Source organism: Glycomyces sp. TRM65418, from assembly GCF_019710475.1.
Taxonomy (GTDB): domain Bacteria; phylum Actinomycetota; class Actinomycetes; order Mycobacteriales; family Micromonosporaceae; genus Glycomyces.
The window spans coordinates 30,472-44,705 of sequence record NZ_JAJFAX010000016.1 but is presented as its reverse complement, the minus strand read 5'-3'; the positions used below and the strand labels follow the sequence as shown (position 1 = coordinate 44,705).

At 71.5% G+C, this 14,234-nt stretch carries 14 protein-coding genes and 1 pseudogene; 7 read left to right on the top strand and 8 right to left on the bottom strand.

Features of this window, described 5'->3' with window-relative positions; translation table 11 throughout:
- Window positions 1–12: 12 nt before the first annotated feature.
- Complete coding sequence (locus tag K3N28_RS22590) at window positions 13–867, top strand: class I SAM-dependent methyltransferase (RefSeq protein WP_228095056.1); 855 nt, start codon at window positions 13–15, stop codon at window positions 865–867.
- A gap of 15 nt (window positions 868–882) precedes the next feature.
- Here the strand turns inward: K3N28_RS22590 and murF are convergent, their stop codons facing one another.
- Window positions 883–2,226 carry a UDP-N-acetylmuramoyl-tripeptide--D-alanyl-D-alanine ligase gene (murF, locus tag K3N28_RS22585; protein ID WP_228095054.1) on the bottom strand — a complete coding sequence of 448 codons (1,344 nt, stop codon included), beginning with the start codon at window positions 2,224–2,226 and terminating at the stop codon, window positions 883–885.
- 246 nt (window positions 2,227–2,472) lie between these two features.
- On the opposite strand from murF, the gene K3N28_RS22580 reads away from it, so the two are divergent.
- The 3 genes from K3N28_RS22580 to vanX are packed head-to-tail and all read left to right on the top strand — an operon-like array spanning window position 2,473 to window position 5,139.
- Complete coding sequence (locus K3N28_RS22580) at window positions 2,473–3,501, top strand: D-isomer specific 2-hydroxyacid dehydrogenase family protein (protein WP_255640308.1); 1,029 nt, start codon at window positions 2,473–2,475, stop codon at window positions 3,499–3,501.
- The gene (gene vanA, locus K3N28_RS22575; RefSeq protein ID WP_228095050.1) at window positions 3,494–4,534 is read left to right on the top strand and encodes a D-alanine--(R)-lactate ligase; all 1,041 of its coding nucleotides are present in this window, start codon (window positions 3,494–3,496) and stop codon (window positions 4,532–4,534) included. Before K3N28_RS22580 ends, vanA begins: the two co-directional genes overlap by 8 nt.
- Window positions 4,531–5,139 carry a D-Ala-D-Ala dipeptidase VanX gene (gene vanX / locus K3N28_RS22570; RefSeq protein WP_228095049.1) on the top strand — a complete coding sequence of 203 codons (609 nt, stop codon included), beginning with the start codon at window positions 4,531–4,533 and terminating at the stop codon, window positions 5,137–5,139. Before vanA ends, vanX begins: the two co-directional genes overlap by 4 nt.
- A gap of 127 nt (window positions 5,140–5,266) precedes the next feature.
- Here vanX and K3N28_RS22565 read toward each other — a convergent pair whose 3' ends face one another.
- Window positions 5,267–6,403, bottom strand: a complete 1,137-nt coding sequence (locus tag K3N28_RS22565) for a HAMP domain-containing sensor histidine kinase (protein ID WP_228095048.1) — start codon at window positions 6,401–6,403, stop codon at window positions 5,267–5,269.
- Entirely contained in the window at window positions 6,396–7,091 is a 696-nt protein-coding gene (locus K3N28_RS22560; protein WP_228095047.1) for a response regulator transcription factor, read from the bottom strand. The genes K3N28_RS22565 and K3N28_RS22560 overlap by 8 nt, the downstream gene beginning before the upstream one ends.
- A gap of 87 nt (window positions 7,092–7,178) precedes the next feature.
- Between K3N28_RS22560 and K3N28_RS22555 the strand changes: the two genes are divergently transcribed.
- A complete protein-coding gene (locus K3N28_RS22555; RefSeq protein WP_228095046.1) occupies window positions 7,179–7,793 on the top strand; it encodes a M15 family metallopeptidase in 615 nt (204 codons plus the stop codon).
- A gap of 36 nt (window positions 7,794–7,829) precedes the next feature.
- Here K3N28_RS22555 and K3N28_RS22550 read toward each other — a convergent pair whose 3' ends face one another.
- Both K3N28_RS22550 and K3N28_RS22545 read right to left on the bottom strand, forming a co-directional pair.
- Window positions 7,830–8,603 (bottom strand): ABC transporter permease, encoded by a 774-nt coding sequence (locus K3N28_RS22550; protein ID WP_228095045.1) that lies wholly within the window; start codon window positions 8,601–8,603, stop codon window positions 7,830–7,832.
- Window positions 8,600–9,532 carry an ABC transporter ATP-binding protein gene (locus K3N28_RS22545; protein ID WP_228095039.1) on the bottom strand — a complete coding sequence of 311 codons (933 nt, stop codon included), beginning with the start codon at window positions 9,530–9,532 and terminating at the stop codon, window positions 8,600–8,602. The genes K3N28_RS22550 and K3N28_RS22545 overlap by 4 nt, the downstream gene beginning before the upstream one ends.
- 134 nt (window positions 9,533–9,666) lie before the next feature.
- Here K3N28_RS22545 and K3N28_RS22540 point away from each other — a divergent pair, with 134 nt between their 5' ends.
- Window positions 9,667–10,785, top strand: coding sequence for a sensor histidine kinase (locus tag K3N28_RS22540; protein ID WP_228095037.1), 1,119 nt, complete (start codon window positions 9,667–9,669; stop codon window positions 10,783–10,785).
- Window positions 10,782–11,435 carry a response regulator transcription factor gene (locus K3N28_RS22535; protein WP_228095035.1) on the top strand — a complete coding sequence of 218 codons (654 nt, stop codon included), beginning with the start codon at window positions 10,782–10,784 and terminating at the stop codon, window positions 11,433–11,435. The genes K3N28_RS22540 and K3N28_RS22535 overlap by 4 nt, the downstream gene beginning before the upstream one ends.
- A gap of 80 nt (window positions 11,436–11,515) precedes the next feature.
- On the opposite strand, the gene K3N28_RS22530 is transcribed toward K3N28_RS22535, so the two are convergent.
- The 3 genes and pseudogenes from K3N28_RS22530 to K3N28_RS22520 form a co-directional block, all read right to left on the bottom strand.
- Window positions 11,516–13,090: an RICIN domain-containing protein gene (locus K3N28_RS22530; protein WP_228095142.1), complete on the bottom strand. Its 1,575-nt coding sequence runs from the start codon at window positions 13,088–13,090 to the stop codon at window positions 11,516–11,518.
- Between the two features lie 261 nt (window positions 13,091–13,351).
- A pseudogene (locus tag K3N28_RS22525) lies at window positions 13,352–13,558 on the bottom strand (anthrone oxygenase family protein); the annotation flags it as partial.
- An 84-nt stretch (window positions 13,559–13,642) separates the two neighbouring features.
- Window positions 13,643–14,140, bottom strand: coding sequence for an Lrp/AsnC family transcriptional regulator (locus tag K3N28_RS22520; protein WP_228095033.1), 498 nt, complete (start codon window positions 14,138–14,140; stop codon window positions 13,643–13,645).
- Window positions 14,141–14,234 lie beyond the last annotated feature (94 nt).

Genomic DNA, 14,234 nt, shown 5'->3' with positions numbered 1-14,234 from the left:
TAGGGTGGCGCTGTGGCGAACGAATCGATGCGGCAGAACTGGTCCGATGCGGCCGACGGCTGGGTGGAGAACGAGGCGGTCTACGACGCCGTGCTCGCGCCGGTGACGGCGGCGATCCTCGAACGGTCCGACCCGCGGGCCGGGCACCGGGTGCTCGACGTGGGCTGCGGGAGCGGGACGCTCCTCGCGAAGCACGCCGCCGCGGGGGCCGAGGTCGTCGGGATCGACATCGCCGAGGGCATGGCCGCCGCCGCGCGCCGGCGAGTCCCCGGGGCGACTGTGGTGGTCGCCGACGCGCAGACCGCCGACCTGGTCGACGCGGTCCCGGGCCCCCCGTTCGACCGGGTCGTGTCGCGGTTCGGCGTCATGTTCTTCGAGGACCCGGAGGCCGCGTTCGCGAACCTCCGACGCGCCGCCGCTCCCGGCGCGCGGCTCGTGTTCGCCTGCTGGCGAAGCGAAGCGGAGAACCCGATCTTCAGCCTGGGGACGGACGTCCTCGCGGCGCGTCTCGACCCGGCGCCCGAGCCGCCGGAGCCCGGAGCGCCGGGCCCCACCGCGTTCGCCGACGCCGGCCGGCTCGAGTCGCTGCTCGCCGCGTCCGGGTGGGGCCGGACCCGGATCGACGCGTTCGACTTCGTGTGCGACTTCGGTTTCGACGGCGCCGACGGCGTCGAGGAACGGCTCACGATGATCTTGAACGGCCGCACCGGCCGCCTCGCCGAAGAGCAGCTCGTGCCCCGTATCGGCGTCGACGGCTGGGAGTCCGTCGTGGAGGAGGTCCGCGACGAACTCCGCCGCCACCTCGTCGGCGGCGCCGTCCGCCTGCCGGCCGCGGTATGGCTCGTCACCGCGGTCAATCCCGCTTGACCGGCGCTTCGCGGGCTACGTGAGCGCGGCGGCGACCGCGTCGAGCCGGGCTTCGCGGGAGGCCTTGACGAGCACCACATCGCCGGCGGCCAGGTGGCCGCGCAGCCATTCGGCGGCGGTGTCGTTGTCCTCCAACGCCACCGATCGGGCTCCCGCGCCCTCGGCGATCGGCCGCGCGGTCTCGCCGACCGCGACCACCACGTCGGCCCGGGAACCGGCGTACGCCCCGATCGCGCGGTGCTCGGCCTCGCTCGCGTCGCCGAGTTCGGCCATCGCGCCGAGGACGGCGATGCGCCGCCCGCCTTCGATCGTCGCCAGCGCGTCCAGGGCGGCGCGGGCCGAGTCCGGGTTGGCGTTGTAGGAGTCGTCGAGCAGCGTCACGCCGCTCTCGAGGGGGCGCAATTCCATGCGCCACTTCGAGAGTGAAGCGGAGGCCAGGGCCGTCGCGGCCGCTTCGAGGGGCACGCCGGCCGCCAGACCCGCCGCTGCGGCGGCCGCCGCGTTGCACGCCTGGTGGGCGCCCACGAGCGGCAGGGTGACGGGCACCGAGGTCTCGGCCGTCCGCAGCGTGAAGGTCGGGCGCCCGAGCCGGTCCACGCGCAGATCGAGCACACGCACGTCGGCGTGCGCCGCCCGGCCGAAGGTCAGCACCGGGCCGTCGGTGAGCGCGCGCATGGCGACCACTCGGGGATCGTCGGCGTTGAGGACGGCGGTGCCGCCGGGCGCCAGGCCCGCCACGAGCTCGCCCTTGGCCTCGGCGATGGCCGCCCGCGACCCGAAGTGGCTGAGGTGGGCCTGCCCGACGTTGAGCACGACGGCGGTGTCGGGTGCGACCAGGTCGGTGAGCGCGGCGATGTCGCCGACGCGGCGGGCGCCCAGTTCGAGTGCGAGGAACCGGGTGTCGGCGTCGGCGCGCAGCATGGTGGTCGGGACGCCGAGTTCGTTGTTCCGCGAGCCGATCGCGGCGATCGTCGGCGCGGCGCTCGACAGCACGGCGCCCAGCAGGTCCTTGGTGCCGGTCTTGCCCTGCGAACCGGTCACTCCGACGACGTGGAGCCGACCGCGCAGCCGGGCCACGACGTCGGCGGCGAGCGACTGCAGCGCGGTCTGGGCGTCCTCGACCACGACGGTGGGCAGCGAGGTGGGCCGCGATCCGAGCACGGCCGCCGCTCCGGCCCGGCCCGCCTGGTCGGCGTAGTCGTGGCCGTCCACGTGCTCGCCGTCGAAGGCGACGAAGAGACCGCCGGGCTCGGCTTCCCGGCCGTCGAGCACCGCGGGCGCGGTGACCATGACGGTGCCGTCGCCTTTGACCGTGCCGCCGGTGATCGCGGCGATCTCGCCGATGCCGAGCGGGATCATGATCGGACCGCCCGGGAGTCGGTGAGGCCGGTGGCGGCTCGGTCGCGGCGGCGGCCGTCGAAGGTGTTGCTGCGATAGGTCATGCCGCCCAGTCAAGGCGCCGCGGTGTTGCCGTCGCGTATGCGTTTTTCGATACGGCGACGATAGGCGCGAAGGCGGCCCGGATATCACCGGACGGTAGCTTATCGTCGGCATATCGAAAAGCGCATACGCCCTCACAACGGCGGGACGCCTTGACTGGGCGGCATGTCCGACAACGAACCAGCGCTCACAGCGGCCGGCCGTGCCCCGTCGCCGCCTTCCCCGTCCGCAGCCGTGGGGATCACCGTGTACGGATGCGAGGAGGACGAGGCCGCCCTGTTCCGGGAGATGGCGCCCCGCTTCGGGGTGACGCCCCGCATCACCGAGGCCGGCGTCGCCGAAGCGAACGCCGCACTGGCGTCCGGAAACCGATGCATCAGCGTCGGCCACAAGACCCGGATCACGAGCGCCGTGCTTCGCGAGCTCGGCCGCGTCGGCGTGCGATACGTCTCGACGAGGAGCATCGGCTGCGACCACATCAACGTGCCGTACGCGGCGAGCATCGGCATCACCGTCGGGACCGTCGCGTACTCACCCGACAGCGTGGCCGACTACACCCTGATGCTGATGCTGATGGCGATCCGCGACGCGAAGACCACCGTCCGCCGCGCCGACGTCCACGATTACCGGCTGAACGACAGGCGCGGCAGGGAACTGCGCGACTTGACCGTCGGCGTGGTCGGCACCGGGCGCATCGGGGCCGCGGTCATGGACCGGCTGCGCGGCTTCGGCTGCCGGATCCTGGCCCACGACAGGAACGCCAAGACCACCGCCGACTACGTGCCGCTCGATGCGCTGCTGCAGCGCAGTGACGTCGTCACGCTCCACACGCCGCTGAACGCGGGCACCTACCACCTCCTGGACCGCCGGCGGATCGAGCGGATGAAGCCCGGCGCCGTCATCGTCAACACCGGACGCGGCGCGCTCGTCGACACCGAGGCCCTGGTGCCGGCCGTGGAGAGCGGCAGGCTGGGCGGGGCCGCCCTGGACGTCGTCGAAGGCGAAGAGGGCGTGTTCTACACCGACTGCAGGAACCGGCCCGTCGAGAGCAAGGCGCTGCTGCGGCTGCAGGAGCTGCCGAACGTGGTCATCAGCCCGCACACCGCCTACTACACCGACCGCGCCCTGAGCGACACGGTCGAGCACTCGATCGCCAACTGTCTCGAATTCGAAAGCAGGAACCGGCATGGCTAAGTTGCAGATCGGCGTGCTCTTCGGGGGCGTCTCCGAAGAGCACCCCGTCTCGGTCAAATCCGCTCGAGAGGTCGCCCGCCACCTCGATGCCGAGCGGTACGAGCCGATCTACATCGGCATCACGAGGAGCGGCGCCTGGAAGCTCTGCGACGGCCCCGGCGAGGGCTGGGAGGACGATGACCACCGCCCTGCCGTGCTCGCACCGGACCGCACCGTGCACGGCCTGCTCGTCCTCGACGAGGGGAAGTACGAGACGATCAGGCTGGACCTCGTCCTGCCGGTCCTGCACGGCCGGCTCGGGGAGGACGGCGCGGTGCAGGGCCTCCTGGAGCTCTCCGGCATCCCCTACGTCGGCTGCGACGTGCCGAGCTCCGCGCTGTGCATGGACAAGTCCCTCGCCTACACCGTCGTTCGCAGCGCGGGCGTCCCCACGCCGGAATTCCGGATCGTCGCCGCGGACGAGACCGTCGACCCCGACGAGATCGCCTATCCCGTCTTCGTGAAGCCGGCCCGATCGGGATCGTCCTTCGGCGTCGGCAAGGTGTCCCGAAAGGAGGAACTGGCGGATGCGGTGGCGAACGCGCGGCAGTACGATGCGAAGGTGCTGATCGAGGAGGCCGTCGCCGGCAGTGAGATCGGCTGCGCCGTCCTGGGAAGCGGCCGGGATCTCATCACGGGCGAAGCCGATCGCATCGCGCTCTCGCACGGCTTCTTCAGGATCCACCAGGAGGAGGCGCCCGAGCGCGGCTCCGAGAACTCGATCGCCATCGTCCCCGCCGATGTTCCCGCGGCGGCGCGCTCGCGCGTCCAGGAGGCGGCCGAGGCCGTGTACCGCGCGCTGGGGTGCCGGGGCCTGGCGCGGGTGGACATGTTCCTCAAGGAGGACGGCACCGTGGTCCTCAACGAGGTCAACACGATGCCGGGCCTGACCTCGTACAGCCGCTATCCGAGAATGATGGCGGCCGCGGGCCTGCCGCTCGCCGAGGTGATCGACCTGCTGGTGTCGTCGGCGCTGACGGGGACGATGCGATGAGCGACGCCCTCGTCTACGTGGACGAGCTCGTGCCCGGCGTGCGGTGGGACGCCAAGTACGCCACCGCGGACAACTTCACGGGCAGGCCGGTGGAGGGCTATCTGGCGAACCGGATCATGGGGACGAGCGCCCTGTGCGCGGCTCTGGCGAGCGCGCAGGAGAAGGCCGCCTCCCACGGCTTCGGCCTGCTGCTGTGGGACGGTTACCGACCGCAGCGAGCCGTGGACGCCTTCCTTCGCTGGGCCGCGCAGCCGGAGGACGGCCGGACGAAGCCGCGGCACCATCCGAACATCGACCGCTCCGAGATGGTCGCGCGCGGCTATGTGGCCGCGAAGTCGGGCCACAGCCGGGGCAGCACCGTCGACCTGACGCTGTATCACCTGGACACCGGGGCGCTCGCCGCCATGGGCGGCGGGCACGATCTCATGGACGCGGTCTCGCACCACGGGGCGGCAGGCGTCACACAGGTCGAAGCGGACCATCGCCGGCGCCTGCGGTCCATCATGGAGGACTGCGGCTTCGTCGCGTACGAATGCGAGTGGTGGCACTACACGCTGCGGGACGAACCCTATCCGGACACGTACTTCGATGTCCCCGTCGTTTAAGGGCGCGGGGATGCGGATCCGGCCGCTCCACGCCGCCGACGCCGGCCGCCGGTGCGACGCGCACGCGTTCCACCGGCGGCTCGGCCACCTCGACCAGACCGGGACGTCGTCCCGGTTCCTGCGCGACTCAACGGGCCGGTTCGCGGGGAGCCGCGTCGACGGCGGGCAGACGGACCGTGACGCGGAGCCCGCCTTCGTCCCCGGGCACGACCGAGAGGGTGCCGTCATGCGCTTGGACGATGCTCTTGACGATCGCCAGGCCGAGCCCGACACCGGCGTGCTCGGCGCGGATGCGCCTGGTGCCGCGCTGGAACGGTTCGGTGAGCGTCGCGACCAGCTGCGGTTTGAGCTGCTCGCCGGTGTTCTCGACGGTGAGCGCGACCGACTCGGGCCCGGCGGCGGTGTCGACCCGCACGGTGCCGCCTTCGGGGCGATTGTGGACGATGGCGTTGTGCATCAGGTTCGTGGCCATCTGCAGCAGGAGCGCGTATGAGCCGACGGTCGGCGCGACGTCGCCCGAGGTCCGGAGGGTGACGCCGCGCCGCTCCGCGAGCGGCAGCAGCGTCTCTGCGGCCTCTTCCGCGATGAGGGACAGGTCGACGGCCTCGCGCGTGAAGGTACGCTGCTCGGCACGGGTGAGCAGGAGCAGCGCTTCGGTGAGGTCGATCGCTCGGGTGTTGACGGCGTAGAGCTGTTCGACGAGTTCGCCGTTGGCCCGGGCCGGGTCGGTGCGGGCGACTTCGAGCAGCGTCTGCGTGATCGCGAGGGGCGTGCGCAGTTCGTGGGAGGCGTTGGCGGCGAACCGCCGCTGTTCGGCGATGTGCGCCTCGAGCCGCGCGAGCATGTCGTCGAAGGCGTCGGCGAGTTCGCGGAACTCGTCCTGGCGGCCTTCCAACCGGACCCGGTGGGAGAGCGATCCGTCCGCGACCAGACGGGCGGCGTCGGCGATGCGGTGCAGGGGCGCGAGCATGCGCCCGGCGAGGAACCACCCGCCTGCCAGGCCGAGCACCAGGAGCAGCCCCAAGGCGGCGCCCGCCCACGGAAAGAACGCGCGCCAGAGGTCGTACCGGCCGGGAGCGAAGATCCCGGGGCCCCGCATGCCTCCCGCGCGCACCTCGCCGCGGACCGTGATCGCCTCCTCCGGCACGTACCGCAGCAGGAACACCCACACGACCGCGAGCAGCATGGCGCCAGCGAGCATGAGGAATCCGGCGTAGCTGAGGGTGAGTCGGAAGCGGGCGCTCCGTCCGGGCGCCCTATCCACGTCCGCCTCCCCCCGCCTCGCCGTCCGCTCCGGTGTCGATGCGGTAGCCGACACCGGGGACCGTGGCGATCAGCCAGGGTTCGCCGAGCCGTTTGCGCAGGGCCGAGACGGTGATCCGCACGGCGTTGGTGAACGGATCGGCGTTCTCGTCCCACGCCCGCTCCAGCAGTTCCTCGGCGCTGATGACACCGCCTTCGGCGGCGACGAGGACCTCGAGCACGGCGAACTGCTTCCTGGTCAGCGCGACGTAGCGGCCGTCCCGGTAGACCTCCCGGCGGAACGGGTCCAGCCGCAGCCCCGCGATCTCGCGCACGGGCGGCCGGTGGTGCGCGCGCCTGCGGTCGAGGGCTCTGAGCCTGAGCACGAGTTCCCGGAGCGCGAAGGGCTTCGTGAGGTAGTCGTCGGCGCCGAGCTCGAATCCGGAGGCCTTGTCGTCGAGCCGGTCGGCGGCCGTGAGCATGAGGATGGGCATGCCGCCGCCGGAGGCGACGATCCGTTCGGCGACCTCGTCGCCGGTGGGCCCGGGGATGTCGCGGTCGAGGACGGCGATGTCGTAGGCGTTGACGCTCAGCAGCTCCAAGGCGGTGTCGCCGTCGCCGGCGATGTCGGCCGCGATCGCCTCCAGGCGCAGGCCGTCGCGGATGGCCTCGGCCATATAGGGCTCGTCTTCGACGACCAGTACACGCATGCGCTCGATCCTAGGAGCCGGGGCATATCGCCGGCATATGGAAAACCGGATACGGGCCGACAACGCCGCGCCGCCTTGAATGGCGGCATGAGTCGAACGGCATCAGCGCCGACCCTGGCCCCCCGGATCGTCGCGACCACGGCACGCAGGATCCGCCGACGCCTCGCCGCCCTCCTGCTGCGCGTCGTCGCGGCGGTCGCGGAGGCCCTCGGCTACCGGCTGCTCCGCATCCGCGACCGCGGCTCCCTCGGCGTGGCCGACGGCGCCGTCCCCTACCGCACCCGCGTCTTCGACGAGGCCGTCCCGGGTGTGGCCAACCTCGATCCGGCGCTCCTGGCCGCCCTGCGCCGGGCGGCCGCGGACGCCGCCGCCCACGGGGTGGCCTTCACCGTGAACAGCGGCTGGCGCTCCCCCGAGTACCAGCGTCAACTTCGCCGCGAAGCGGTCGCCCGCTACGGGTCCGAGGCGGCGGCCGCGCGGTGGGTGTCCACACCGGAGACGTCCGCCCACGTCGCGGGGGACGCCGTCGACATCGGGCCTCCCGAGGCCGCGGCGTGGCTGTCCGAGCACGGCGCCGCTTACGGGCTGTGCCGGATCTACCGCAACGAGCCCTGGCATTTCGAACTGCGCCCCGAAGCGATCGAGCACGGCTGCCCGCCCATGTACGCCGACCCCGGCGAGGACCCGCGGACGCGGCGGTGACCGGCCCGCGTCCGCAGGGAGCCTCGAGTGCCGGAGTCACTCCCAGCGGAAGCACTTGACGGCGACCGCCGTGCTCAGCACCGCGGCGGCGGCCAGTGCGAGGAGGTGCGCCGGGTTCTGGTCCGCGCCGGCCCAGGCCCGGCCCACGGCCTGGACCGCGGCGCCGAACGGCAGGGCCTCGCCGATCCGCGCCAGCGGCTCCGGCAGGTTCTCGGTGGGTCCGAACATGCCGCCGGTCGCGCCGAGCGCGAAGAACAGCGCCAGCCCGATCGCGACGGCGGCGTTGCCGGTGGGCGCGATGGCGGCGACGAGCATGCCGATCGCGTACATCGTCAACGCCGCCAGAGCGAACACGGCCAGCGCGGTCCCGGCCCGCTCGGGCACGCCTACGTCGAAGAACAGCATCGCCGCGGCCATGCCGATCGCGACGCCGACCGCCGACTGGATGAGGCTGACGACGAGTTGCGCCGCCAGGATCATGCCGGGGTTCGCCGGGGTGACCGCGAGGCGGCGCAGCACGTGCGAGCGGCGGTAGTAGGCGAGGAAGCTCGGCATGTTCACCACGCCGACCGTGGCGATCACGATGGTGAACACCACGGGCATGACGTACCGCTCGAAGACGCTCACGCCGTCCGCGGTGGTCGCTCCCGCTGAGCCGAGTCCGTTCATCACGAGGATGAGCAGGGGCATGCCGAGCGGGATGAGCAGGCCCGCGGTGTCGCGGACGACCATCTTCCCCTCGGCCAGGATGAGCTCGGCCCAGGCGCGCGGCCCCGGTCGGCGGGCCGGAGGGATCTCGATCGCGGTCATCGTTCGCTCCCGTGGTCGGAGGAGCCGTCGAAGGGACTGCCGGTCAGGGCGAGGAAGGCGTCTTCGAGCGTGGCCCGCTCGAAACTCGTGTCGAGCGCGGCGACGTCGGATCGGACGAGGGCGGTGCTGACCGCGTGCAGGAGGTTGCCCGAGCCGGTCACGACGACGCGGTCGCCCGCGGTCCGCACCGAGCGGGCCTCTTCGACGCCGTCGAGGATCGCCGCGTCGAACGGCGTCGCGGTGCGGAAGCGCACCACCTGCTCCAGTCCGGCGCGCGTCACGAGTCCCGCGGGCGTGTCGACGGCCGCGAGGCGGCCCGCGTCGATGAGCGCCACGCGGTCGCAGAGCCGCTCGACCTCCTCCATGTGGTGGCTGACGAGGACGACCGTGACGCCCTGGTCGCGCATCCCCTCGACGGTGGCCCACATCTGGCGGCGGGCCTCGGGGTCGAGACCGGTGGTGAGTTCGTCCAAGATGACCGCCTTGGGTTTGCCGAGCAGCGCGAGTGCGATGTTGAGACGCTGCTGCTGGCCGCCCGAGAGGTTCTCGAAGCGGGTGCCGCGCTGCTCGGTCAGGCCCATGCGGTCGATCAGCTCGCCGGGATCGGCGCCGTCCCGGTAGAAGGAGCGGTGGAGGCGCATCAGCTCCCGCACCGTCAGCGCGGAGTGCAGCGCGGACTCCTGGAGCTGGACGCCGAGGACCTGCCGGAGCCGTGCGCGGTCGCGTCGCGGATCGAGCCCGAGGACGCGCACCTCGCCTCGGTCGGGGCGCCGCAGCCCCGCGACGGCCTCGACGGTGGTGGTCTTGCCCGCGCCGTTGCGGCCCAGGATCCCGTAGATCTCCCCGAGCTCGACCGACAGGCTCAGATCGTCGACGGCGACCTTGTCGCCGTAGCGTTTGTGCAGGCCTCGCACTTCGATGGCGTGCATCGAACCTCCTTCGTCTCCTGTCGGGTTCGACGCTATGGGCCGGGAGGCCCGGGCGCGCGTGCGAGAGGTCATGGATCGGGCCCATGACTTCCGGCACGGGTGCGGCGGCCCGCAGGCGTTTAAGCTGTTCGGTGATGAGACGAATAGGAGCGGACGTCGGGGGCGGGATCCTCGTGACCCTGGTCTGCCTCGCCGTCCCCGTGCCCGTGGTGGCCGTCCATCTCCAGGGCGACCGGCTGTCCGGCATCCCGACCGCCTGGTGGCTGGCGGTCTTCGCGGTCTTCGCCGCGGCGTTCATGACCGGCATGTGGTTCATGGAGCTCGCGCCCCGCAGGGTCCGCCTGGCCGCGCTCGCCGTGTACTCGGTGCTCGCCCCGGTCCTCGTGCTGACCGCCCCGGGGACCGGATGGACGCCGCTCCTGCTGGTCCTGACCGTGGCGGTGAGCGCCTATATGGTGCCGCCCCGGGTCTCGACCGCGCTCGTCGCGGCGAACACGGCGGTGGCGGCCCTCGCGACCGCCCGGGTTTCGGACTCGCCGCTCGAGATCGGGATGGTCGCGGGGCTGTACCTGATGCTGCAGGCCGTGAGCGTGCTGAGCGTCCGGGCGCAGCAGAGCGAGATCGAGTCGCGTCACCGGCTCGCCGAGGCCCACGTGCGCCTGCGGGCGGCCGCGGCGCTGCAGGCCGAGTCGAGCCGCCTCGACGAGCGGCTGCGCATCGCCAGGGACCTGCACGACCTGGTGGGCCACCAGCTCACGGTGCTGTCGTTGGAGCTGGAGATCGCCTCGCACCGGGCCGGACCGGAGACGGCGGAGTCGATCGATCGGGCCAAGGGGCTGACGCGGCAGCTGCTCGGCGACGTGCGCGCCACCGTCGGCGAGATGCGCCAGGACGTGCCGCGGCTGCGCGAGACGTTGGAGTCCGTCGTCGTCGACCTGCCCGAGCCGGTCGTCCACATGCGCATCGACGACTCGGTCGAGACGGACGCCGAGGTGACGCGGGCGCTGCTGCGGTGCGTCCAGGAGGTCGTCACGAACGCGATCCGGCACGCGCGCGCCGAGAACCTCTGGATCGACATCGCGCAGGACGGCGAGCGCGTCACCTTCGACGCCCGCGACGACGGCCTCGGGTCGCCGGGGTTCGAACCCGGCAACGGCCTGCGCGGCATGGTCGAGCGCATGGAAGACCTGGGCGGGACGGTCGAGTTCTCCGGCGAGGGCGGATTCCGGGTGCGCGCGGCGGTGCCGGCGTGATCCGCGTCTGCCTGGTCGACGACCAGCACCTGGTGCGCGAGGGCATCAAGCGGCTGCTCGACCTCAGCCCCGAAGTGGCGGTGGTGGCCGAGGCCGACGACGGCATGAGCGCCCTGGCGGCCATCGGCGAGTCCCGGCCCGACGTGGTGCTGCTCGACCTGCGCATGCCCCGCCACGACGGGATCTGGACGCTGGAGGCCTTGCGCGGCAGCGGCATCGAGGCGCCCGTGCTGGTGCTGACCACGTTCGACGACGACGAGCTGGCGCTGGAGGCGATCCGCGCCGGCGCCAGGGGCTACCTGCTCAAGGACGTGACGTTGCAGCAGCTGGTGGACGCGGTGCGCACGCTGGCCGAAGGCGGGACGATGCTGCGTCCGGCCGTCACCGACCGGCTCCTGCGCTCACTGCGCCGGACTGGAGCGACCGCTGAGGGCGGCGCCTCCGAGCCGCCGCCGATGCCGCTGACCGAGCGGGAGCTGGACGTGCTGCGGCTCCTGGCCTCGGGGTTCAGCAACCGCGAGATCGCCGAGGCGCTGTTCCTGGCGGAGGGCACCGTGAAGAACCACGTGTCGAACGTCCTCATGAAGCTCGGCTCCCGCGACCGCACCCGAGCGGTCCTGCGCGCCCTGCACCACGGTCTGCTGGATTGAGCGCGTTCGTCGTCGCCCGCGGCCGTGGCCGTGCGAGGAGGCCGGAGGCGATGCGCCTCCGGCCCCGTCTCGGCTGATCGTCAGCAGATGTTCCTCGACCCGTTGCCGGAGAGGTTCCAGGTGGAGTTGTCCGCGCAGGGCGACTCCCGGACCGAGGTGTTGTTGACCGTGAGCGTGATGTTCGTGTCGCGGGTGTTGGGGAATTCGCTGCGCGCGGCGATGCGCACTTCCCCGCCGCCGTTGACGGTGCCGCTCTGGATCGTGTAGCCGTAGCAGTTCTCGATGAGGATGGCGTTGTTGCCGTTGTTCGCCAGATCCACGTTGCGGATGTTCACGCCGCCGGACTGCGAGACGCAGAAGATGCCGCGCCCGCCGCCGCGTGAGACGACCTTGTCGACGTAGATGTTCGTCGCGTACGAGCCGTTCGCGAGGCGGCCGGCCGTGTTGGCGGTGCGGAACGTGGCGTACCCGGTGCCGGTGGCGACGTTGTCGCCGTCGACCAGGCCGATGTCGGCGTTCCGCGTGTTGTTCAGCAGCAGTCCGGCGTAACCGGTGTTGCGGGCGACGACCGTGCCGATCGTCAGCCCGTCGATGTTCCACGTCTCGACGCCGTGGCCGCTGGTGCCCGCGACGTAGACGTAGTCGATCGTCACGTCGCTGCTGGCGGCGAAGTCCCGCTCGAAGCGGATGCCCGCGCCTCCGGAGAGGTTGAGGTTGACCTGCCCGAGGTGGAGGTTCGAGTTGCCGTAGAACCGGGTCGCGAAGTACGGGCTGCCGGTGACATTCAGGTAAGGGATGCTCACATTGGACGTGCCGAGCGATTCGATCGCCCCGCGCCCGCCGCGGTTGGCGGCGTTGATGGTGCCGCAGCCTTCGAAGGTCTTGCCGCTGCTGATCGAGATGGTGCTCGCCCCGATCGAGCCCGAGGCCATGACCGCGACGCGCTGCCCGCTGCCGATCGAGTCGACGGCGGTCTGGATCGCGTTGCGGTAGTCGCTGCCGGTGTAGAGCGTCGAGGAGCCGTTGCGGGCGGTGTAGTTGCCGCTCGAACCGGTCACGGTCGCGTTCGGTGTGCCCGAGCCGCACTCGCCGGTGCCGGGGTCACCGCCGCCGCCGTCGCCGTCGACCTCGACCAGCTGGAACTGCTGGTTGACGCCGCCGTTGGGGGTGTACTGCGAGATGCGGCCTCCGGCCGTGGTGGACTTCTCCCACACGTCGAGGGCCTTGCCGGAGTGGCGGTTGACGAAGGTGGCGTAGCCGCCGCTCTCCTGCACTTGCCACTGCTGGTTGGTGCCGTTGAGGTCGGTCCACTGCGCGATGGTGGCGCCGTTCGCGGTGCTCCACTCGTAGGTCTCGAGCACGAGGTTGGAATGGCGGGCCTGGATGCGGTAGTAGCCGCCGCCCGCGTCGACGAAGCGGAACTGCTGGTTGGTCGCACCGGTGTCGTTCCACTGGATGAGCTCGGCGCCGGGGGCGGTCGAACGGTCGAGGACGTCGAGGGTGAGGCCGGAGTGGCGGCTGACGATCTTGTACCAGACGCCCGTCTCAACGGCGCCGGCCTGCGGGATCGCGACGAACGCGATGGCAATGCCGGTGACGGCGGCCGCCAGGGTGGCGAGGAGGAGGGCGAGTCTTCGTTTCAGCACTTGGGACATGGTGCTTCCTTTGCGTGTGAGTTGCCGGGTGCAGAGGAACGGTCGATTAGAACGATTCAATTGACCGCTCACAACATATCGAAGAACATTGATGTGGTCAAGGCCGGGAGGTGCATCAGTTCTCCACCGAGGAAGCTCCGCTTCGACCACATTCGAGGATCGCCTTGGCGCGCAACCGAAACCGGGTGGCCCAACCCAGTTCGCGCGCCGGGCCGGGCGGCGGTGGACGACGAGCGCCCAGGCGAGGCCGCCGAAGGCGATGGTGCTCGCCAGCGCCCGCACCGTGTTCCAAGTGGTCCAGCGCGCTTCGTCGAGGACCGCCCGGGCCGCTGCGAAGTCGATGCCGCCGTCGCGGTCGGTCATGTTTCTGAATTGCTCGTTCAAAGGCTCGTTGACGCCGAAGGTGGCCACTACGGCGACGGCCCCTCGCCTACCGGCGACGAGTCGCGAAGACCGCCTGACCTTCACGCCGTCCGCTGCCGCAGTCGCGTGTTGCGGGGCGCCGACCGCGCGCCGGCACCTCGCTGTGCGCTCCTCAAGCGCGGGGGCGGCTCATCCGGGGAGGACTCCGCGGCCCTCTCGGACTTCGAAGACGAGTTGGGTCTCCGTCTGCCGCACCATGGGGTGGACCGTCACGTGTTCCAGGATGAGATCGCGCAGGGCTTCCGGGCCCGCCACGGCCACGTGCAGGAGGAAGTCGTCGTCGCCGCCGACGTGGAAGACCGTCAGCACCCCCGGCAGCTTCACCAGCCTGTCGTAGAGGTTGTGGACCAGCTCCCGGCTGTGGCTCCCCAGGCGGACCTTGATGATGGCGCGGAGCGGGCGACCGAGGGCCTCGGGGTCGATGCGGGCCTTGATGCCCGCGAGGACTCCGGTCTCCCGCAGCGCGCGCACCCGGTACGCGCAGGTCGACTCGGCGACCCCTGCCCGGGCCGCCAGCGCGGCGTTGGTCATGCGCCCGTCCTCGACGAGTGCGGCGAGGATCGCCAGGTCGGTGCCGTCCAGCGGCACGGGGGGCGTTTGCGGTTTCTTCGGCGGCGGGCCCGCCATGTCGGGTCCTCTCGATGAATCTTCATTGATATCGGCCTATGATGCAGGATTCCACAGCGAGTATTGCAGTGGGCTGTGGTTCTCCTTAAAGTCT